This is a genomic window from Massilibacillus massiliensis (assembly GCF_900086705.1).
GTDB lineage: Bacteria > Bacillota > Negativicutes > FLKF01 > FLKF01 > Massilibacillus > Massilibacillus massiliensis.
Genome location: NZ_LT575483.1, coordinates 1,446,715 through 1,467,630 on the forward strand (window position 1 = coordinate 1,446,715; position 20,916 = coordinate 1,467,630).

Here is a 20,916-nt window from a genome sequence, read left to right on the forward strand (position 1 = left end):
ATATATTACTGATAGCTCTTGAAATTATGGATGTTTCAAGAGCTATCAGCTTGTCCATTAACTATATGCCATTCTAAGCGCTTATTTATTACCAAAATATTTTATTAGTTTGGCTGGGTTTCCTCCAACCAAAGAAAATGATGGTACATCGCTAACAACTATACTACCTGCAGCGACAATGCTGCCTTCACCTATTGTCACCCCAGAAAGTATGATTGTATTTAATACTATCCATACATTATCTTTTATAATAATGGGATGCGCTCCATATTTTTCACCAAATGTATGTATCATATTTTCTGGATTCTCAAAACAAAAATCATGACCATTACAGTCAAAAATCTGAGTGTTTGCAGCAATTAAGCAGTTTTTCCCTATTGATTTTTTATTAAGATCATATTTCATATATTATTGCGTTGTACTATCTCAATTTCATTAATAAAATCATCTACATGTGCATATTCCGGCCAAACATGCCCAGAAATCCAAGCCATCTTTTCATCCCAATATCCTTCACAATTATAAATTGCCACATCTGCAAATCCATAACTTATCTCACCTATCAATGGCTCTCCTTTTTCATCAAGTAAAAAATCATAAGCCATACTTTGAAAATGATATTTTCGAGAAATTTCCTGAGCTATTTTCACTGCCTTTAATGGAATTTTTTCTTTATCATAATCTATAACCCCGCTACCAGATGCTCGAAAATCGCCATTACGATTATACCTAATAAACCCAAACGTCCTTTTACCAATTGTTGTTATTCGGATATCATAAGCATTATTAGGCAAAAATTTCTGCACATAAAAATATCCTTTTTGCGCTAAATAATACTCCGGAAGAGGTGGATATTCCTGCTGGGAAATGTATCTCATTGCATAAAAAATTCTTTTCAACAAATTTTTTAATTCATATTTTATGCCAAACTTAAAAACAGTAGGGCTAAATTCATTTATTGTATAAGGAAAAATCCCATTTAAAAACATTTTTTCTGCATAATGTACAGCTTCATTATATGATTTCAATAATAAAACATTAGAAGCGCCTGCTCCAGATGACAATTTAAAAACTAAGGGATACTGTGCTTCTTCAGATAAAAATTTTTTAGTAGCAGCATATGAGGTAAAAAGCCACGATTGTATATGCGGACATTTTGAACCTATAAAGAAAAAATTCTGCAATACCTTTTCATCGAAAGACCAACATGTATGCATATTTGGGAAAACCGGTATTTTGTAACATTCACTGATATTCTGCAAAATCCCCAAAGCCATTTTCTTGTCTTCCGGTGAATGAAACCAATGCCACATAGCTCCTTGACATTGCTTTACCTTGGCTAAGTCATCAGTTTTTTTTAAATCAACTTTTACTACTTCAATACCTTTGCCTTCTAATCTTTCAATCCATTTAGGCGTAAAGCCGCTACCATATGTCTGTTTATCACAATGTACGGCAATTTTCAAAAATATCACTGACCTTTGTTATCGTTTTTTTGCTATTAGTAAAATCATAGGACTCCACAGTCTTGAAGATGGCAATCGATGTCTTAAATGCTTATCCATAAAATTAGCCAATCTCATGAAATCTCTTCTGTCATCTCGTACGCAATCATCTTTCCAATTAAACCAAACTGTAGTCCCTAATACATAATCTGCAAACACAATTTCCATAGATTTTCTTTTTAAAATCTTTTTTAGGTTATTTAAATTCATTGCTTGCAAGTTATGTGACTCATAAATTTTATCTAAAAATTCTTTTTTATATGCCTGTTGTCTAATGATACCCTGCATTCCCCCTAAAAAAGGAACACTTAACACCAGCATTCCATCCTTACGAATAAGCTCTATTTGTTTTTCTATAACGCTCTCATAATCAATAAAATGTTCAATAAATCCAAAAGAAGTAACAATATCAAATTGAAGATCTTTAACCGAAAAAAAATCTTGGTTTAAAATCTCATATTTGTTTATCCCATTAAACTGTAACAATTCCTCTATATGATTACACTGTGTTGAATATTCTATTGCCGTAGGCTGATAACCAAACGTTTTTGCCAAATAGCAAAGATACGTTCCTGGATATGCCCCAATCTCCACACATGATTTATTTTTATCAACTTCAAGATATTTCTTCAACTCTAACGAAAAAGGTATATCCATTACTTTATAAGGAGTAAATTTTTCTCTACCAGTATCCCAGTATTCTTTAGTCGTCAATTTCATATTTATTCCATTTCACCTTAAAATTATTTCTCATCATCTGCCCATAAAAATTTGCTTTATTTGCTGAATTCTATTTGAAACAAGATGGTATTTACGAATCGTTTCCCTGCCATTCTTTCTTATAATATTAAATTTTTCTGGTTCCTTTTGATATTGGTATACTCTTTCTAAAAATTCCTCTTTATTTTCAAAAGATACCATATTTCTTGAAGTGAATCTTAAATCTTTTAGATCTTTACATTTCTGACCTATCAATAATGCTCCACTTGCCATAATTTCAAAATATTTCGGTGTGACTAAATCATAAATAGGATTTGTACTTCCGGCAGCAATAATTGCCTCAAATTTACTCAACCATAAAAAATATTCTTCATCTGTAAAAACTTTATTTTCTACACCTGAATTTGCATAATCAATAACACCGTTTTGTTTTCTACACCAATTTCTCATATCATATGCGTCTGAATTTGCTCCACCAAAAATAGCAATTTTGCCATCATTACAAACAATTTCATTATCTGCAATAAACTGATCGGGAATAGCCCATGGCATATGCACAAATTTATCTTCTGGAAAATCAACGAAATGATAAAAAAATGGTGACTTATAATAAGAAAAAACATAGTCAAATCCATTATTGTTAAAATACCCTAATCTTTTTTTAGTCTCATAATGTGGGTCACTATAAAAAATGGCTTTTATACATTCGCATTTTGCATCATACTTTAACTTTGGAGCTGCCCAGCCTGGTTCCATCGATATAATATATTTTATTTTTCTCTTATGCAATTCATATTCTAACTGAGATGAAATAATAATAGGATGGAACTCTTCAATCAGTGCATTCACTAAATATGGCGTAAGCGCACTAACCCATCGATTCCTTTCATGAAAATCCCAATTAATAACCAACCCAAATTCCGATTTTTTCCACAATTGATTAAACTTAATCAAAACTAATATCCTCCAGCCCCATAAAAATATTATTTCATACATTTATGTGTCTATGTAAATAGTAAATATATGTAATTTTATTAACTTTAATTTGTGTTTATATATACATTTGATCTTTAAATATTAATTTTTCCCTTTGAAATAATTATATTAGCACTATATGCAAAATTACCACATAGAAATAAAAACTGATTTTTTGTTTCTATTTCAGCTAAATTTTGTTCGGAATATATAAAAAACTCATGGCGTTTTAATAAATCATAAAATTCCCAAGCTGTGATTCCATAATTCAAATAATTTGCATGATTTACTTCTAACAATATTACTGGTTTAAATTTTTCAATACTCTGCCATGCACCTTCTAAAAATACGGGTTCATGACCATCTACATCAATTTTTATAAAATCTATTTTATTAATATTTTGGAATTCTATAATATCATCTAATCGCTTAAGTTGTATCTTTTCAGTTTTAATTGGTTTACTATCATCCGCCCAATGCATCGTTGCCGAAGATGACCCAATAGAGATTTCACATATATCATTTCCGTTAGAAAGCCCAAAATCCATAATATCACAATTGTTAAGATTATTTATTTCAATATTAGATTGTAAGACTTCTCGATAATGCTGAGTTAGTTCAAAACTAATAACTCTTTCATTAATCCCCACCAATTTTGACATCAATACAGAATAATAGCCAATATTTGCTCCTACATCTAAAACTACATCTCCTTTCTTAACTAAATTTTTAACTACATTAGTACTTTGTGGGTCAAAAACCCCTGTTTGCTTTATACATTTATCAAGATATCCTTCATTGTTAAGCCAAAAACAATCACCATATTTAGTCTCATACAAATCTCGTTCAATACCTTTTTTAATTACTTTAGATTCATCACAGTTTCCAAGCGAATGAACTCTTCCAATTGCTCATACATTTTTAATAACTCTCGATCGCCAATCTGCCACCTAAAGTCTAACTCATCAAAGGACAAACAACTATTCGGAGAATTTAATGTCAAACAAAATGGAATAATATTATATCCATATTCACGTAAACGATTAGCATATCGTAAAGCCATCTGCTGAGTATCATCATATGCCTGTGATGGATAATACGGATATCCATAAACTATTTTTAGATTTTTATTCATTTAAATCACACCTTATAAATTCCTATCCAAGAATCCTTTAAATGCAAAATTCTCCCTTTAAGATATCCATCTTTATATAACTTCTCTATCGCTAAACAAACTTCGTTTATCCAACCAAATTTATCTTTCAACTCTAAATTAAAATCGTGCCACAGTATAAATCCACCTGGTTTCATATTTCTCAGTACTTTTATTGTATCATTATAAACAAATTTAGTGTCATGACATCCATCAATAAACGCTACATCAATATTTCCCACATTAGGCTCCCAAGTAGCTGTATTAGAGTAAATTTGCGTGATATTTTTTAGATTTTGTTTTTTATATTCTATTCCTATTTTTTCTTTTTCCAAAGCAATTGTTGTCAAATTGCCTCCAGCTCCAGACAAAATTTCCTCTGGCGGAATATTTATCGTAAAAATATTTGTTTCCGGCGCATTGGCAGCCATTAATACCGTTCCCATACCGTTTGCAGTCCCAATTTCTAACGCAATCTTCGGCTTTACATTTTTCATTACAACGGCCAAGGCTTCCGCATCTCTTATTCTACGTTCATTTATATCTTCGATATAATCAAAATCATAAATGTCCGGCCTATCTAGAACAGGATCTTCTTCCCATTTAAATACTCTCTTTATTTCACCAAAACTATTGCATTCAATTACATTTTTTTGTAAATTACATAATTCATTCCGTGCAAAAAGTATTTGCTTAATTTTAAAATTCAATCCTAAACGTCTCCTTCATATTAGCTTTTTCGTGTTCCATTCTAATGCCAATCCAAGTTTACCTCTAAATGTATCAGCCGCATACGCTTCGTTATAAATGCCTGTTTGTGTAACTTCTAACGGTATTGCTATACCATCTGATGCACAAGATCTTACATTAAAAATTGTTGCATATATTTTCAAGTTATAATTAATTGGCCCTAATATATTAGCAGGGATAATCACAGTAGAAATGTAGTCTCCCTTTTCCATGTCAGAAAAGTTTTTTATTCTTTCATCATGGAAACTTCGAAAAATCAAATCCTCTTCTCTGTCTAATATATCAAAATATATTCTGAATCCTTTAACCTTTTGTAATACAGAGTATTCTATTATTATTTCCAATGACGAACCATTTTCAATATTATTTTGAACTACATAGTCATTTTGTTTTAGTTGTACTGCTTTTAACTTAAACACAGGATCAGGAGGCAAATTTTTTATTGCTTTTTCTAGGTTATATCTTTCTATTTTATCTCCTTGAAGATAAACTTTAATAATATTTTCTGTGTTTCCTTCGCCTATTTTCTTTCCCCTTTCTAAGAACAATCCTTTATTACACAATCGCTTTACAGCTTGCATATTATGGCTAACAAATAAAACTGTTCTACCTTCCTTACTTACTTCACCCATTTTGCCTAAACACTTCTTCTGAAAATTAGCGTCACCAACAGCCAAAACTTCATCAACAATCAAAATTTCTGGATCAAGATGCGCCGCTACCGCAAAAGCCAATCTAACATACATACCTGAAGAATATCTTTTTACTGGCGTATCAATAAATTTCTCAATTTCAGCGAATGCTACGATTTCAGCAAATTTTTTATCAATTTCAACTTTACGCATGCCAAGAATCGTACCATTAAGGTATACATTCTCCCTACCAGTAAGCTCTGGGTGAAACCCTGTCCCTACTTCGAGCAGACTTGCGACTCTCCCTTTGATCTTTATATTACCACTTGTTGGGCCAGTTACTCTGGACAATATCTTTAAAAGAGTGGACTTTCCCGCTCCATTTCTACCAATGATACCGACTACATCACCTTGTTTCACTTCAAACGATACATCCTTAAGCGCCCAAAAGCTGTTAGCTTGATCCATTTGTGCTGCATCCCAAGCACCAAGTTGTGTATTGGGGTCTTCTTTTCCTCTAAGTCTGGCCCACCAGCTTTGGAGATCTCTATATAATGTTTCTGAGCCAATCGTGCCCAAATTATAATGTTTTGATAGATTTTCTACCTTTATGACTGTATCTGACATCGTATTCCTCATTCCTTAGACCGTATCCATAAAGTTTTTTTCTACTTTACTAAATAAAATGACACCTATTAATAATAAAAACAGCGTAATGCCTATACTTATTCCCCAGTACCATAATGAAATGAGCTGCCCACCTAAAAATGCGAACCGAAAAATTTCAATGATAGCAGTCATCGGATTCAGTGCCATTAATAGCGCTAGCTTTCCTGATACCATAGACATAGGATACACCACCGGTGTAGCATACATCCATAGCTGAACACCAAAAGTGACTAGAAGGGATAAGTCTCTATATTTTGTTGTTAAGGATGAAACAATAATACCACACCCTAATCCTAGGCAAGCCATCTGTAATAACAATACTGGCGTAAACAAAATCCATGCATTGGGACTTACGCCTGATCCTTGAAAAAGAAAATATAAAAGAAATAACAAAAACAATCCAAATTGGATAGCAAATGTCATCATTTGCGTAATCACAACTGAAATCGGCATCACCATTCTAGGAAAATAAACCTTGCCAAATATTCCTGCATTAGAAATAAACGTATTGGAAGTCGTATTCAAGCAGGCTGCAAAATAATTCCACATTACAGTTCCTGACAAGTAAAATAGTATTTGTGGTACACCATTGGTTGGTAATTTTGCAATTTGTCCAAAAACGACGGTAAAAACAACAGTCGTAAAAATTGGCTGCAGAAAAAACCATAGCGGTCCTAAAATCGTTTGTTTATAGACCGCAACAAAATCTCGTTTTACAAACATCATGATTAAGTCACGATATTGCCATAATTCCTTTATATTTATATCAAACCAGCCATTTGTTGGCTTAATCACACTCGTCCACTGTATTTTCTCTTCGTTCATGAAATGCTCCTTTAACTCTCTGATACCTTTATCACATTACCCTGTACATATTCGATGAATCTTTTGTTTCATTCACCTCATACTGTTTTAGATTCATTTTGCTCTTATTTATACCTACGCCCTCGGTACTGCTTTTTGTTAACAATACCTTTACCGTCTGTATCATAACAACCAAGTCAGTAAATACATTGCATTTTTGAATATACATTAGATCATAAATTAACTTATCGTAGGCAGTGGTATTGTACTTGCCATAAACTTGTGCCATGCCGGTGATCCCTGGCTTTACATTATGCCTATACACATATTCTGGTATTTTTTTTTTAAATTGATCCACAAAAAATGGTCGTTCCGGTCTTGGCCCAACGATGCTCATGTCGCCTAGAAGTACATTAATCAATTGGGGAAGTTCATCTAGTCGTGTAGCACGCAAAAAATTTCCTAGTTTAGTGATTCTAGGATCGTTTTCAGCCGCCATTACCGGACCACTTTTCGTTTCGGCATCCTGCCGCATACTACGGAATTTATAAATTTTAAAGTTTTTCTCATATCGTCCGGTGCGCACTTGGCTATAGAACGCTGGTCCTGCGCTCTCTAATTTTATTGCAATGGCTGTCATGACCATAATTGGTGCTGTAATGATAAGTGCAACTCCCGAAATGAGAACATCTACGATTCGTTTTAATGAACGCTGTTCTAAGCTTGGATTTAGATATTTAGGTCTAAATACTGGGATGTCATCAATCTTATCCAGTTCCAGCCCACTGCAAAATAGTTCATATACATCAGGAACAAGCAATACCTGCTTGTTTAACATTTGACAAGCATGCATGATTTCAGCTTTACTTTTTAAGTTTAAATCTGAACAAATGATCACCATATCAATATTGCTGATAACGCTCTTCCATTCTTCACTGCTACTGTCTGTACATACATAACAAATTTCATAGCGTAATTGAGACTGATGCTTTAGTCTGATAAAAATTCGATTACACTCTTCTTCAGCACCGATAATTAATGCTTTGCGCGGCGCAATCAGCATTCTTTCCATACGCCAAAATGCATATTTCCAAAGTGCCAGAAAAATAAATTGTAAGATTGCCGCAATACCTAGAACACTCCTGGAGTATGCAAACTCTCTAACAAAAAAGCTAAATGCCATCATAATAATGAGTAAGTTTAGAACAGATATACCTACCCCAAGTAAGATTTCACTATATCTTTTTTTACTTAATGAAAACAAGCCATGTACATTGAGCAAGATTCCAATCGTAATAATGCTTACCGGCAGCATCGTATGATAGATTTCCATATCCATTTGTGGTGGCCTGTAATAAAATATAAAGCTAACAGCTAAATAGGTCGACAGTATAACGATCCCTATATCTCCGCAAAGTAATACAAGTTTTCGCAGCGTCGGAAATTTTCTTTGCATTGCGATCATCCCATCTAAAATTAAAATCCATAAAAATTTACTATTATTTTATCATATTCATAGCGCTTAATCTACAAACCTAACGCTAATAATACAATTTCATTTACATTATATCAATAAAAAGTCTAAAAAAGCCAGTTTATCCATAAACAAAATATATATTATTTTGTTCGATAAATTTCATTTATGGATTTTTATATTGTGAAAATATATAAAGTTAGATTGTTATCTAAAAACAGATTATCTACCTTGACTTGTATTTCTTTTGCAATTTTTGCTATAATTCACTTAGGTGCTACGATAACGGTAGGGGGTTAGTTCCCATTCGTGTTCTGCATTTTGCAGGAGGATGGGGGTGATGCCATGAATGATACAAATATAACGTTGTTATTTTTTATCATCTTGGTTTTAGCCATAAAAAAAGATTAACCGCCCAGCCTGGAAACTTTGCGGTTAATCTTTTAACGTAAGTTCTTCGGGAACTAACCGTCTATCGGTAGCACCCTTTATATGTTTATCTTAATCTTTATTTTTTATACTGTCAAGTTCATCATTTTATCCTAACTGCCAAAATACAGTATTCACATTGAATGCAAAAAGGACGTTTGTCATTTTATGATCAACCTGTTCGCAAAGCATATATAAGATACAAAAAAAATCGAGTTTGCACCATACATATGGTTACAAACTCGATTTTTTTACGCTAAAGCAATTTCATCTGTACTTTTGATTACGATCTCCGCTACGCTTTCTAGTTTCCCTTTATCGCTGGTAAAAATCGCTTTGCTTACGATTTCTTCCATCACTGCGGAAACTTGCGCTTTGGTTAGATCGTCTTTGGGATCAGCTAGGGTAAGTGTGACTTCTTTGCCTAAGTCAGTTTTAAAGACCATGTTAAGTTTTTTCGTCATTTTTTCTGCCCCCTTCCTTTTTTAGGTTTTAAACTCTTACTGTTCTGCAAGTGCGGCTACGTCTTGACGTGATACTGCTTCTACCGGATTTTTCTGCAATGCTGCGATTGCTGTACCGATTGCGTATACTTCGCTGTCGGCTGCGGCTGGATTCAGTCCGTTAAAACTTCTTTGTGCATAAACCGGCTCACCCTTTGCATTGGTTTTCGTTTGCACTTTGATGATGAGTTTCGCACTTTGACTCGTTTTTACTACTGCCATGCTGATCACCTCCTTCACTATACTACATTCCGTGAAGGAGGATTTTTAAACGAATTTTATAAAAATAAAAAATAAGGTATAGCAATCAGCAATACTGCCACATGCTATACCCTATTCTACGATTCTACACAAACCATAATTATCACTATTCTAACTCATAAAAGCATATTATCAAATCATCTAGCTTTTTAGATCTATATCATAATTCTGGTTATGATATATTCTCTTTCTTTGTGGATTAAAATTCTTATTAATTAAGCTTCTCGTCTCATCAAATTCTGGTGTCTTAATGTCAGATAAATCTAATAATGTATGTATTAGATCATCTGTCATATATGGTTTTTCTGTAGAATTTCTAATTTGTTCCACTTTTCCACTATATTTTTCACTGAATAAATCAGAAGTCCATATTATCATCGGAATTTCAACCATATATTTGCTGCCATTATCTTCTGTATGACCAGCAAAATCGCGATAATCATATACCTCCTCTCCATGATCTGAAAGATATATAACAATAGCCTCTTCATTTTTAAATCTATTTATAATTTGTTGAATAATGTAATCATTATATAAAACTGCATTATCGTATTTCGCAATAGTCTGTTTTTTATCACTATCAAAATCTGACTTAATGTCTTGTTCATGAAAAACATTATATTCCTTTGGATATCTTTTATGATAAGCGCCATGAGTCCCCATCAAATGTATAACAAAAAAATTCTTTTCTACTTTGTTTTCTAGCTCTTTATCTAGAATTGGCAGTAATAACTCGTCATAAACCTCATCATCTTCATTTGAATCTCTATAGCGAGTAAATACTTTACGATTACTTAAGTTTGAAAAAATTTGCGCTACATTACCCCAAATTCCAGAACTTTCCTGGTTGGACAACCAATATGTTTTGTATCCAGCCTGCTTAAAGATACTCACTATATTATTGTTAGTATACCAAGGTTCTTCAGACTCAAAATTACAGAAAGTAAATAATTTACTTATTACCGGACTAGTATGAGAATGAGGGCTAATGATATCTTTAAAAATAAAAAGTTTTTGCTGTTCCTGCATTCTTTTCAAATTTGGCGTTGTATTATTGTAGTAATCATATATGCTCATATGATTACGATTGGTAGATTCACCAACAATAAATACAATATTTTTAATTTGTGCTTTATTTTCAGTAATAACTGGTTGATCATTCAATTTTGAATATAAATTTTCATATTCATTTATATTTTTCATTGCGACTTTTGTAGAAGCATATACTCTAGGAAGTAAAAACTCCTCATCATAGTCATTATAAATATAAACACCTCTAATTGTACATATCGCACCTACAATTAACATGACTAGTAATCCTTTTTGCAGTTTCACAATACCTATTTTCTTTATATATCTCCCCAAAAAATATATAAAAGATAAGAAAATTCCTATAAAAGCAACTACCAATAGCACCATTGAAAGATTGATGTATGTATTTAAAAATTCTATAGCCTCTCGTTGATTTGTCTCCAATATAACATTAATTATCCCTGCGCCGATACTCGTCTTATAATAATACACAATGAAAGATTCGACTAAAAATAAAATCGATAATATACTAATAAGTAAAAACTTTAAAAGATTTTTTACATAATTGCTATGAATTAAGTTTATAATCACTCCAAAACAAAATGATATGAAAATTGCACTAAATGTATAATTCACTAATTTTGAAATTTTACCAGATTCAATTAAGAAGAACATATGCGTTGCAAAATTAAAGAAAAACACAAGTAAGATAAACCTTATTTCTTTCTGAAAAACGTTCGTACAGATCATTATAAACTTTTGAAAATAGTTTCTAATTGACACAATGACAACTCCTTAAACATGCTAGTTTAAATTTTACAAATAATTTTTCTATAAAATAAGATTAATTCATATTAAAAATGAATTGACTTGTAATAGCATATAAAATAAAAAATAATAGATTCGTATGAACCTATTATTTTTTATTTTGCCTAACTATTGTATATTATTTTACTGTATGTGTAAACATTGGCTGTTTTGAGGAAATAATCTTTCTCTTTTTCAAATTGTAAATTGATAAAGGAATTTATAATTTGTTGCAGAAATGAATGTAAGAATATAGTTTTAATTTAACACAAAGTCAGGTGGAATAAAATTTGAAAAAATCTATAATTCTTATTGTGCTAATCATTAGCACTGTTAGTCTACTTTTTTTAAAAAAAGACTCACTAACAGAATCAGCTTTAAATCGCATATCTCGTATGCATGGAGATTCATATATTCAGCAACTATATCCAATTTCTGAAAAATTCTGGTTACATAGAAGTAATAGCCTGGAAAAAATAGAAGAGTTGTCTGATAAATACAATGGTATAGAATTAGATATCATTTTTTATAGCAAAGAAAATAATTTTGATGTATCACACGATTCAAATGAACGAATTGATTACCCATTAAATTCTTTTTTTGAATTTTTAAGTAACACTGAAGATAAGATTTGGTTAGATTTTAAAAATTTAAATATAAATAATGCTATTGAATCTTTGAATTTATTAGATCATTTATTAAATCGTAACAATATTGATAAAAGCAGGATAGTCATAGAAAGCCATGACTACAAAGCACTTAAATACTTTAAAGACAATGGCTATTATACCTCTTTCTATTGTCCAGTAGATGATAAATATCTGACTACAGAAAATGGAAAAAACTCATTTATATCAATCGTATCAAAAGTTGCTGACTCCGGGAATGTAAATGCTGTTTCGTTTCCAATTGCTTATTATCCATTAATAAAAAGTACAAATATAAAAACCGATTTATTAACATGGAAAGAAAACAAAAAATGGTATGCTTTTTATCTTGATCCGAATTTTAAAAAAGTACTTATTGATCCACAAGTAAAAGTAATATTAGTAAAAGATTCTGCCAAAGTAAATCGCTAAAAATCTTCCCTCATACAAATAACGTTGACTTTTTAATAAATTTTTGTATAATAAACCAATCACTTACAATAAATATTTAATAGAATAATTTTATAATATATAAGAACAACCAATGGAAAAATCCATTGGTTGTTCTTATATAAACTAATATTTTTAATAAAGCTTGTATTATTTTTCTCTAATATGGTATAATTCTTTCTTATAAGAAATATTTAGGAAATATTATATGCACTGCTATATTTAGAAGTATATCCAAAAACAAAATACCACTTTATACAACAACATAATTACTAAATTTATTTGTAAGGGAATGTTTCAAAATTAAAAATTTTTATACATTAGGAAAACAAATTTACAATAAACAAAATAGTCGCTCCATTCTATTCGCGCTTAGATCGTTATGGCATCGTAATGCAATCTTAAATTTAAATGAATTTTTCCAATCAGATTCTCTACGACAAAAAATCATTGAAAGTAATCTTTTTATTTTTACACAATTAACACGTCCAGTTTTTTATAAAAATTCTAGCGCTCTTGAAAGATTCAACATCATCACCAAACATTTTTGCTTCATGGAAAAAATGTTTGGTGATAATGTTGTAAAAAATATTTACTTAGAATCAGGAGTCTGTCTTTGGGCAGAAAGTTATAAAGAACAAACACTATCTTTGAACTTAAAATTTTGTAAAAGTGAAATTAGAGAGGGATTACTTACTTTAGGATTAAAGCTCGACAATAAAAGTATATACCATATAAATTTTTGGATTACTTCTAATGCAAATCGGAATGCTATTTTAAACATCGGAACTCTGCAAGGATCCCGAAATGGACTGGCAATTAACAAAGAACTTACCAAACATTTCTTCGGATACCGTCCAAAAAATTTAGTCGTGTACGCTTTGCGTATAATAGCACAATCTCTATCTATCGACAAAATTTACGCTGTATCTGATTATGGGTTTTATGCAAATAATCATATCCCTTGGAATCGAAAAATTCAACCGAATTTAAATAAATTTTGGGAAGAGATTGAGGGTATACATTCTGAAGACCAACGTTTTTTTTCGATTCCTCTAATCGAAACTAGAAAAAGTATAGAAGAGGTGGCTTCTCATAAGCGTAACCTTTATAGAAAACGTTTTGCTGTACTAGATAAAATAGCAGAGGATATTTTGACTACATTAGATTTATCACTTAAAGTAAAAATAAAGAAACAAACAGAAACAATTTGCTAAAAGCACTTTTTCAAAAAAATAGAGAGGCTGTCGCATTAAGCGTCTTCAACGCTAACGATAGCCCCATTTTTATTTTTACGCTAAAGCAGCTTCATCTATACTTTTGATTATGATCTCCACTACGCTTTCTAATTTTCCTTTATCACTGGTAAAGATCGCTTTGCTCACGATTTGTTCCATCACGGCTGAAGCTTGGCATTTGGTTAAATCGTCTTTGGGATCAGCTAGGCTGAGTGTGATATGGAAATTTTATGCTTGTGGTATTTTGTAAATTTCTGCTATACTTGATACAGATATTATGAAAAATAGTATACTTTCCCTATTTCGCAATATTACGAAATCCAAAGATCAAGGAGACTAAATACATACAATGTTACAACAACAAAAATATAATGCTGAAATTAATATGTATTATCAAAATGATTTATATTATGAACTGGCAGAAGAACTGATTCAATTTCTTTGGTTAAAGCAACCTTCATCTAAAGCCACACGAGAAATTGATCTCATTCGCGATTTCAGGTCTAAAGTCTACAAAATGAATTTTAAAAATGAAATTTACTATGTAAAAAGCTACACGCCTCAAACTATAAGTAAAAAAATTAAAAACTATTTTCGCCCAGCAGATGCTGTCCGCTATTTTCAAACATCAATCAGAATAAAGCAGGCAGGTGTGGCTGTTGCACAGCCAGTTATTGCCTTAACCAGAAAAAGAGGAATTTACCCTTCTGACAGTATTTTTGTGACTCGTGAAATTCCTGGTATAGACTTATATACATTTCTCATGGGAGAAGCTCGAGCTAATCCAGTGTTGAGAAATAACGTTATTTCTCAACTAGCCCTTATATTGGCTAAATTATCAACTCACAGTCTCGCCCATCAAGATACTTCGCTATATAATTTTATCGTTCATCCCGAACAATGTAACAAAATTTTACATATTCAATTAATTGATGTTGACAATATTTATTTTCGACCTCTGCTCCCCCAAAAATTAATTTTACTAAAAAATTTAAAAAAACTGAAAAAGACGACACAAAATTTCGCTGTGACTGCGTCTGAATATAATTTTTTTCTAGAAGAAATTCGCAGAAACATGAACCTGTCTGTTTAAAATACACCGAAACTTTTGGACTTTTACTATATGGTGTGTTCCTTTCAAAAAGACAGTCAAAAATATAAGTTTTTTTTAGCTCATCCGTAAGGATGGGCTGTTTTTATGATAACGTATACTATTTTCGCAAAATTAAATAAAGACATGGTACTCGTAATTTGTTAGAATAAAGTCGCCAAACCGAACTCTACAAAGGAGACGATGAACCATGCCCAATACCATTATCCAGTTAAACGAAGATTTAATCAAAACGGATTTAAAAACTTTAGTCAAACAAAGTGTCAAAGATACTTTGAATTCTCTGCTCGATCAAACTTCGCGGTATTTAGTCATATAACTTTTTTTTCAAATATTGTTCAATTAGATCTATTTATATTTCTCACTTTCAATTATAAATTTTGTAAGAAATAAAATATTTAAAACTCAATCATTTTTTAACTAATTCATAATTTCACTACCTATTATGAATTAGTTTATATGTGAAAGTAAAGAACTAATCTCTTCCATGTTTTTTGGGAATTTCACACCTGCTTCTTGCATAATGTCTCTATACAAAGGATGTAAAGAATCCCTGTAAAAACTTGCAAGGCTGATACTTTCTAATTTTCTTTCTGCAAATTTGTCCGTAAACATTAATGCAGTGGACTGGTAACTAATCACTGCATGCAAGTTTTTTTCACTATAAAAAGCTATCTCAACTGGTTCTATAGATTCAAAAAACTCCATTTTCGGTAATTCTTTTTTATAAAATTTTATTTTTTCAGGACTGTCATTAGGATGTGATTTATAGTAAAAGACTTGATTCTCATCTAAAGTTTCCACAATGTCTCTAAGCATGCCAAACTCTTCTTCAATTGTAAATTTTCCTTGTTCTACTAGTGGCTGACTTAAGTATAAAATACTAGCTTTTTTCATAACTGAATCCAACCTTGTATTTTCCTGAAGATCACACATTGCCATCTGAATCAGAGCTGAAGTAATTTCATAGGCTTGTGGAGAATATCTCTTCAAAAGTTTCGGCTTATACATATAATCACAAATCCCAGCCTTACTAGCACTAGCAGTAGAGGTATTAATATCTGGGCCATTCTTTATACCCGCAATCCATTCAATAGCATGGATTTTTAATTTATGAAATAACATATGCGAAATTGGACGACGACGATTTTGATTGTAGTAAGAATATAGTCCATCTTCATATCTATAAAATTCTTTTTTCCCTAGCGCACCTACCAATAACTGATTTTGCACATCAATATCACTGCCTAAAAAAATCTGATCGATTTCTATCTTACCAATCGTATTTTTTACTTCATTAACTTGTTTGCGATAGGACTGCTTTTTATTTTTTCGTGACATCCAAGTAATCAACGGAAATACTTCCTTATATCCACAATTGATGGATGACATATACTGCATTACATCACTATCTTGCCATTTTTCATATCCATGTGGATGAATTAATGCAAGATAATTTTCATCTTTTTGAAATCTTCCCTTACTTAGAATAAAGGAAGTTAGTAAATGAAAGGGAGTATTTACGATAAATAAATTTTTCTTAACCATTTATATCCCTTTCTTTCAGCAAATTCTTAATTTCAGCCATCATAGATTCCGGTGACAGCCTCTCACCAACCAATAATTTATGCGGATAAAAATTTTTAGGAGCCCAAGCGTTTAAATGATTCCGATCCTGCACATAAAAAAGTGCTAATAACGGTATATGCAGTGCGCAAATTAAATGCATCGTTCCTGTATCTACACTCACTGCAACTTGACAGCGTTTTATTACTGCAGCTAATTCTGAAATCGTTGTTTGATTCGTCAAATCGATAAAATCCGTACAATCCAATCTATGCAAAGTCTGGACGTATTCCACCGCTGCTTTTCCAGCACCAACATACAAAACTTTTTTTCCTAGTTTATTTAATGCATTGATGAGTTTTGCACACTCTTCTACAGGCATGTCCTTTTCTTTGCGCTTACTGGTCGTACAAAGCGCAATACATTTATCTTCCACTTTTAAATGATGTTTATGTAATAAAAAATCCACCTTCGTATAAGCTTCATTAGGGGGCTCATATAGCATTGGTAAAGATTGCGCTTTCTTACCAGCGTACAATTCAAATAATACAGTATGTTTATCTTGTGTATGTACACTACCATGATAATCAATCACACTATGATTTAACAAAAATCGCATAATGCTTGTATTATCACTGTAAATTTTCTTCGTCCCAAAAAGCTTAGCTAACATGATCCCTCTTTCATTTCCATAAATCACAAAAGCAACATCAATCTTGTTATTGTATTTTGCTTTATACATTTGATAGAAATGTAAAAAACCTGCCAAACCTTTATGTTCACCTTTCTTATCATAAACAAGAACTTCATCTACACCATCCATATATTTTGCCACTTCCAGAAAAGGCTTGTTAACCATAAAAATAACTTTCGCATTTGGATATTCTAGTTTAATGTTGCGGCACAAAGGATCTGTCAATAATGTATCCCCAAAAAAAGATGTATTAATCACCAAAAAAGTTTTCATAAAGTTGACCTTTCTTCTAAGCTTTAGATCGAAGTTTCGTTTTTAAATAATAAATATACCATTTTAGTCCTTGCAGATAATTTCCTTGATTAAATAAAGCATTTGCATAATGTTTCATTTCCTTATAGTTTTTGGGCAATAGCAAAGCACAATCTTGCCAAGGCGTTAACTGCTCATAACGCGCGTAAATATCTTGTGTAAACTCATTACATACTTTACTAATAGGCCAAGCAATATTCCAAGGCTTCGGATGCGCAGCAAAGTGCAAAAATACAATATCCTTACACATCATATCCGGGGTATTTATACAATTATACTTTTTATCCAAATAGTGAATTTTTCCTGTTAATATCAAGTTTAACGCATCTTGGTCTAAATATCTAAACTTTTCTGGATCACTCGCTAATGTTTCCATTACCCTACCAACGACATCATACTCATTCCATTTTTCTATATCAATGAGTAATACACCCGCATTAAAATAAATATGATCTTTTAAATCCAAAGCTATATTTCGCTTATATGCTAATGATTCGACATCAGGTACAGCTGATATAATACTATTTTTCTTATCATTTACAAATAAGCTTTTTATACTTCCCATACAAATAATATCTGCATCTATATAAAGTACTCTAGGTACTTGTAATACGAGTGGCAAAATAAATCGATAATAGGTCGACACTGGTAAATGCGTATGCGTGGGTAAAAGATTAAATGCATTCTTATCTATATCATAAACATTAATACATAGAAAAAATTTTTCCGCCAACCGCTTCAAATTTTGGATATTCTCATTCTCTAAGTCGCTTGCTAAAACATGAAAAATTATATTTTCCTCTTTATTATTTTGTATAATTGAAGCAATGGAAACTCCCATACATCGTGCATAATTATTATCTACACCATAACCTATATGCAAAACCTTTTCATTATTAATATGTTCCGGTTTTCTATTATCAAAATTAGTGTGTTTTTTTATCGCTTTTAAAAGTTCTTCTCTATAAATCAAATATGTCACACCTTTTATTCTATTTTAACCATTTATTGGGGTGTATTAATAATTTATTTATTTTATAATCGCATTAAAATAATCCTAAGATAGATAAAACTCATGTTCTTTTTAACCTTCGGAAGGTGATATATAATAATAATAATTTATACTGTTTAGTTCTTATTAAAAAAACTGCTAGTAATCTTTTAATTTTATATTTATTTTTTTTACAATCATCATAATATGAGCCTTTTGCGGGATTATATTCAATATATTTCTTTATCATTTTATATTTAATAGAAAAAGATGTTTTTATATTTGAAAAATTCAACAATGTATCGGTAAGAAGATTATTATAAAATTTATTAATTTCCAAATATATATCACTGTTTTTCTTTTGTGCAATCAATGTTAAATTTTTATATAAATGTATTCCATTTTCTAAAGAATTAATTTTTATAGATGCTGTTACAGAATTCTTATTTTCACAATAGTAATATAAAATGTCAGGAATGTATACTATTTTTCTAGCATCTAATGTACATGCTAATACTAAATTCAAATCTTCTCCTAAAACAATTCCATTGGTACAATACAATAAATTTTTTCTAACTATTTCACTTTTAATCAATTTATTCCATCTAGCCTGTCCATATCTTTCATTATTAAATAAGTCAGGTATAACGTTTTTTATTATTTCTGCCGATTTAAAAATCGATTTTTTTTCAATTTGATAAAATATTGTTTCATTTTGTGATTTTCTCTTCGCCCCACAAGCAATAATATCAGCATGATAAATCTCTATATTATAATGTAATAACTCATACATTGTAGATTCTATATAATCATCACTATCTACAAATCCAATATATCTTCCCTTAGCTATCTTAACACCATCTATCCATGCCGCCATTGCACCTTCATTTTTTTTATGTATTACACGTATCCTATTATCTTGTCTTGCATATTGATCACAAATCTCACCTGATTTATCAGGTGATCCATCATCAATTAAAATTAATTCAAAATTTTCTATCGTTTGATTTAATATAGAATTAATACACCTTTCAATAAGATTTTCCACCTTATATACAGGCACAATTATACTAATCTTTACATGTTTAAAATCTATCAATTAGACTCGCTCCCAAATTAAAATTCTACAATAAACCAATACTTATTTAACAATTAGTTCTTTTACTTTTTTCCTAAATTCCCTTTTCATAATATAGAAAGTTAATATCCAATACCATTTTCTATTAATGCAAAAAATTATAATATATGATTTTAATATATTTTTGTAATTATGATATCTAAATAAGTCTTTAGCTGGATTGTTTTCACAATATTTTTTCAACATTATACATTTATTGGTTAATGAAATTGGCGCCTTTGCTAAATTTCGAATAGCCGCAATCAACATTGAATTGTAATATAGATCAATTTCTTCATGTATTTTTTTATTCTTTTCTTTCACCATATCATGAAAAGCCTTATATAAAATCAAATTATTTTCAAAATAATTTGGCGTATAAGAAACAGATGTAGATGTTTGGTTCCATTCATAATGATAAAAACACGATGTTAAGAAAATCATTTTTTTAGCATCTAATGTACATGCCAATACCAAATTCATATCTTCACTAATTCTAATTCTCTCATCACAATATTCTAAATTATTCTTAATTATACTTGCCCTATATAACTTGTTAACTCTATAAGGACCATAAATTCCATATTCATACATCCAATAATTTAATAGATTAGGAATAATGTATTTTTCAATTTCAGGTTCTAAAAAAACTGATTTTTCTTTAACAACGTATTGCCTTATTATTTTTTTTTCACCATGATACAAAACCCCGCAAGATACAATATCCGCATTATCCTCTATAACAGTCTTATACATGTGTTCATACATCTCTGATTCGACCCAATCATCACTATCTACAAAACCGATATACTGACCTTGCGCCATATCTATGCCATATTTACAAGCAGCCATTGGGCCTTTATTTTCTTGATGAAAAACTTTAATTCTATCATCTAACATTTTATATTTTTCGCAAATTTCACCACTTTTATCAGGAGATCCATCATCAATTAAAATTAATTCAAAATCGCGTAGCGTTTGTTTTAATATTGATTCAATACAACGACCCACATATCGTTCCACCTTATACACTGGAACAATAATACTAACTAATATTTTTTTTGAATTCATCAATG

General features: G+C 30.9%; 22 protein-coding genes and 1 pseudogene. 4 read left to right on the forward strand and 19 right to left on the reverse strand.

Annotated elements, in window-relative coordinates:
* Nucleotides 1-81: 81 nt before the first annotated feature.
* The 13 genes from BN6559_RS07095 to BN6559_RS07155 all read right to left on the reverse strand — a co-directional run bounded on the left by BN6559_RS07095 (nucleotide 82) and on the right by BN6559_RS07155 (nucleotide 11,690).
* On the reverse strand, nucleotides 82-405 hold the full coding sequence (locus BN6559_RS07095) for a DapH/DapD/GlmU-related protein (protein ID WP_110954066.1): 324 nt from the start codon (nucleotides 403-405) through the stop codon (nucleotides 82-84).
* Complete coding sequence (locus BN6559_RS07100) at nucleotides 402-1,466, reverse strand: ATP-grasp domain-containing protein (protein WP_110954067.1); 1,065 nt, start codon at nucleotides 1,464-1,466, stop codon at nucleotides 402-404. The genes BN6559_RS07095 and BN6559_RS07100 overlap by 4 nt, the downstream gene beginning before the upstream one ends.
* An 18-nt stretch (nucleotides 1,467-1,484) precedes the next feature.
* Nucleotides 1,485-2,225 (reverse strand): class I SAM-dependent methyltransferase, encoded by a 741-nt coding sequence (locus BN6559_RS07105; RefSeq protein ID WP_110954068.1) that lies wholly within the window; start codon nucleotides 2,223-2,225, stop codon nucleotides 1,485-1,487.
* Between the two features lie 33 nt (nucleotides 2,226-2,258).
* A complete protein-coding gene (locus BN6559_RS07110; RefSeq protein ID WP_199883820.1) occupies nucleotides 2,259-3,179 on the reverse strand; it encodes a glycosyltransferase in 921 nt (306 codons plus the stop codon).
* Between the two features lie 116 nt (nucleotides 3,180-3,295).
* Nucleotides 3,296-4,039 (reverse strand): FkbM family methyltransferase, encoded by a 744-nt coding sequence (locus BN6559_RS07115; RefSeq protein ID WP_199883821.1) that lies wholly within the window; start codon nucleotides 4,037-4,039, stop codon nucleotides 3,296-3,298.
* A gap of 23 nt (nucleotides 4,040-4,062) precedes the next feature.
* Entirely contained in the window at nucleotides 4,063-4,335 is a 273-nt protein-coding gene (locus BN6559_RS07120; RefSeq protein ID WP_110954071.1) for a hypothetical protein, read from the reverse strand.
* Nucleotides 4,336-4,340: 5 nt separating this feature from the next.
* Nucleotides 4,341-5,063 (reverse strand): class I SAM-dependent methyltransferase, encoded by a 723-nt coding sequence (locus BN6559_RS07125; RefSeq protein ID WP_110954072.1) that lies wholly within the window; start codon nucleotides 5,061-5,063, stop codon nucleotides 4,341-4,343.
* A 15-nt stretch (nucleotides 5,064-5,078) separates the two neighbouring features.
* Nucleotides 5,079-6,362, reverse strand: coding sequence for an ABC transporter ATP-binding protein (locus BN6559_RS07130; protein ID WP_110954073.1), 1,284 nt, complete (start codon nucleotides 6,360-6,362; stop codon nucleotides 5,079-5,081).
* 15 nt (nucleotides 6,363-6,377) lie between these two features.
* Nucleotides 6,378-7,229, reverse strand: a complete 852-nt coding sequence (locus BN6559_RS07135; protein ID WP_110954074.1) for an ABC transporter permease — start codon at nucleotides 7,227-7,229, stop codon at nucleotides 6,378-6,380.
* Between the two features lie 31 nt (nucleotides 7,230-7,260).
* Nucleotides 7,261-8,664: a sugar transferase gene (locus BN6559_RS07140; protein ID WP_110954075.1), complete on the reverse strand. Its 1,404-nt coding sequence runs from the start codon at nucleotides 8,662-8,664 to the stop codon at nucleotides 7,261-7,263.
* A gap of 698 nt (nucleotides 8,665-9,362) precedes the next feature.
* Nucleotides 9,363-9,575 carry a DUF2922 domain-containing protein gene (locus tag BN6559_RS07145; protein ID WP_110954076.1) on the reverse strand — a complete coding sequence of 71 codons (213 nt, stop codon included), beginning with the start codon at nucleotides 9,573-9,575 and terminating at the stop codon, nucleotides 9,363-9,365.
* Nucleotides 9,576-9,611: 36 nt separating this feature from the next.
* On the reverse strand, nucleotides 9,612-9,836 hold the full coding sequence (locus BN6559_RS07150) for a DUF1659 domain-containing protein (protein ID WP_110954077.1): 225 nt from the start codon (nucleotides 9,834-9,836) through the stop codon (nucleotides 9,612-9,614).
* 180 nt (nucleotides 9,837-10,016) lie between these two features.
* Nucleotides 10,017-11,690 (reverse strand): phosphoethanolamine transferase, encoded by a 1,674-nt coding sequence (locus BN6559_RS07155; RefSeq protein WP_110954078.1) that lies wholly within the window; start codon nucleotides 11,688-11,690, stop codon nucleotides 10,017-10,019.
* 314 nt (nucleotides 11,691-12,004) lie between these two features.
* On the opposite strand from BN6559_RS07155, the gene BN6559_RS07160 reads away from it, so the two are divergent.
* Both BN6559_RS07160 and BN6559_RS07165 read left to right on the forward strand, forming a co-directional pair.
* Nucleotides 12,005-12,793 (forward strand): PI-PLC domain-containing protein, encoded by a 789-nt coding sequence (locus BN6559_RS07160; protein ID WP_110954079.1) that lies wholly within the window; start codon nucleotides 12,005-12,007, stop codon nucleotides 12,791-12,793.
* Between the two features lie 350 nt (nucleotides 12,794-13,143).
* The gene (locus BN6559_RS07165) at nucleotides 13,144-14,028 is read left to right on the forward strand and encodes a VirK/YbjX family protein (protein ID WP_267886721.1); all 885 of its coding nucleotides are present in this window, start codon (nucleotides 13,144-13,146) and stop codon (nucleotides 14,026-14,028) included.
* A 75-nt stretch (nucleotides 14,029-14,103) separates the two neighbouring features.
* Here the strand turns inward: BN6559_RS07165 and BN6559_RS19650 are convergent, their stop codons facing one another.
* Nucleotides 14,104-14,268, reverse strand: a complete 165-nt coding sequence (locus BN6559_RS19650; RefSeq protein ID WP_110954081.1) for a DUF2922 domain-containing protein — start codon at nucleotides 14,266-14,268, stop codon at nucleotides 14,104-14,106.
* Nucleotides 14,269-14,398: 130 nt separating this feature from the next.
* Here BN6559_RS19650 and BN6559_RS07175 point away from each other — a divergent pair, with 130 nt between their 5' ends.
* Nucleotides 14,399-15,142, forward strand: coding sequence for a lipopolysaccharide kinase InaA family protein (locus BN6559_RS07175; protein ID WP_110954082.1), 744 nt, complete (start codon nucleotides 14,399-14,401; stop codon nucleotides 15,140-15,142).
* Nucleotides 15,143-15,350: 208 nt separating this feature from the next.
* Nucleotides 15,351-15,470, forward strand: a pseudogene (locus BN6559_RS19655) (IS256 family transposase); the annotation flags it as partial.
* Between the two features lie 140 nt (nucleotides 15,471-15,610).
* On the opposite strand, the gene BN6559_RS07180 reads toward BN6559_RS19655, so the two are convergent.
* The 5 genes from BN6559_RS07180 to BN6559_RS07200 form a co-directional block, all read right to left on the reverse strand.
* A complete protein-coding gene (locus tag BN6559_RS07180; RefSeq protein ID WP_110954083.1) occupies nucleotides 15,611-16,708 on the reverse strand; it encodes a polysialyltransferase family glycosyltransferase in 1,098 nt (365 codons plus the stop codon).
* Nucleotides 16,701-17,693, reverse strand: a complete 993-nt coding sequence (locus BN6559_RS07185; protein ID WP_110954084.1) for a glycosyltransferase family 9 protein — start codon at nucleotides 17,691-17,693, stop codon at nucleotides 16,701-16,703. Before BN6559_RS07185 ends, BN6559_RS07180 begins: the two co-directional genes overlap by 8 nt.
* A gap of 16 nt (nucleotides 17,694-17,709) precedes the next feature.
* Nucleotides 17,710-18,714, reverse strand: a complete 1,005-nt coding sequence (locus BN6559_RS07190; RefSeq protein ID WP_456060543.1) for a glycosyltransferase family 8 protein — start codon at nucleotides 18,712-18,714, stop codon at nucleotides 17,710-17,712.
* Between the two features lie 91 nt (nucleotides 18,715-18,805).
* Entirely contained in the window at nucleotides 18,806-19,822 is a 1,017-nt protein-coding gene (locus tag BN6559_RS07195; RefSeq protein ID WP_234407816.1) for a glycosyltransferase family 2 protein, read from the reverse strand.
* Nucleotides 19,823-19,864: 42 nt separating this feature from the next.
* Nucleotides 19,865-20,911: a glycosyltransferase family 2 protein gene (locus tag BN6559_RS07200; RefSeq protein WP_110954086.1), complete on the reverse strand. Its 1,047-nt coding sequence runs from the start codon at nucleotides 20,909-20,911 to the stop codon at nucleotides 19,865-19,867.
* Between the last annotated feature and the right edge of the window lie 5 nt (nucleotides 20,912-20,916).

What these genes read in the sequence shown, in the direction of transcription:
- BN6559_RS07130 (WP_110954073.1), bottom strand. Translation starts at nt 6,362, where the DNA reads ATGTCAGATACAGTCATAAAGGTAGAAAATCTATCAAAACATTATAAT.
- BN6559_RS07140 (WP_110954075.1), bottom strand. Translation starts at nt 8,664, where the DNA reads ATGCAAAGAAAATTTCCGACGCTGCGAAAACTTGTATTACTTTGCGGA.
- BN6559_RS07180 (WP_110954083.1), bottom strand. Translation starts at nt 16,708, where the DNA reads ATGGTTAAGAAAAATTTATTTATCGTAAATACTCCCTTTCATTTACTA.
- BN6559_RS07105 (WP_110954068.1), bottom strand. Translation starts at nt 2,225, where the DNA reads ATGAAATTGACGACTAAAGAATACTGGGATACTGGTAGAGAAAAATTT.
- BN6559_RS07175 (WP_110954082.1), top strand. Translation starts at nt 14,399, where the DNA reads ATGTTACAACAACAAAAATATAATGCTGAAATTAATATGTATTATCAA.
- BN6559_RS07200 (WP_110954086.1), bottom strand. Translation starts at nt 20,911, where the DNA reads ATGAATTCAAAAAAAATATTAGTTAGTATTATTGTTCCAGTGTATAAG.
- BN6559_RS07120 (WP_110954071.1), bottom strand. Translation starts at nt 4,335, where the DNA reads ATGAATAAAAATCTAAAAATAGTTTATGGATATCCGTATTATCCATCA.
- BN6559_RS07095 (WP_110954066.1), bottom strand. Translation starts at nt 405, where the DNA reads ATGAAATATGATCTTAATAAAAAATCAATAGGGAAAAACTGCTTAATT.
- BN6559_RS07135 (WP_110954074.1), bottom strand. Translation starts at nt 7,229, where the DNA reads ATGAACGAAGAGAAAATACAGTGGACGAGTGTGATTAAGCCAACAAAT.
- BN6559_RS07150 (WP_110954077.1), bottom strand. Translation starts at nt 9,836, where the DNA reads ATGGCAGTAGTAAAAACGAGTCAAAGTGCGAAACTCATCATCAAAGTG.
- BN6559_RS07185 (WP_110954084.1), bottom strand. Translation starts at nt 17,693, where the DNA reads ATGAAAACTTTTTTGGTGATTAATACATCTTTTTTTGGGGATACATTA.
- BN6559_RS07145 (WP_110954076.1), bottom strand. Translation starts at nt 9,575, where the DNA reads ATGACGAAAAAACTTAACATGGTCTTTAAAACTGACTTAGGCAAAGAA.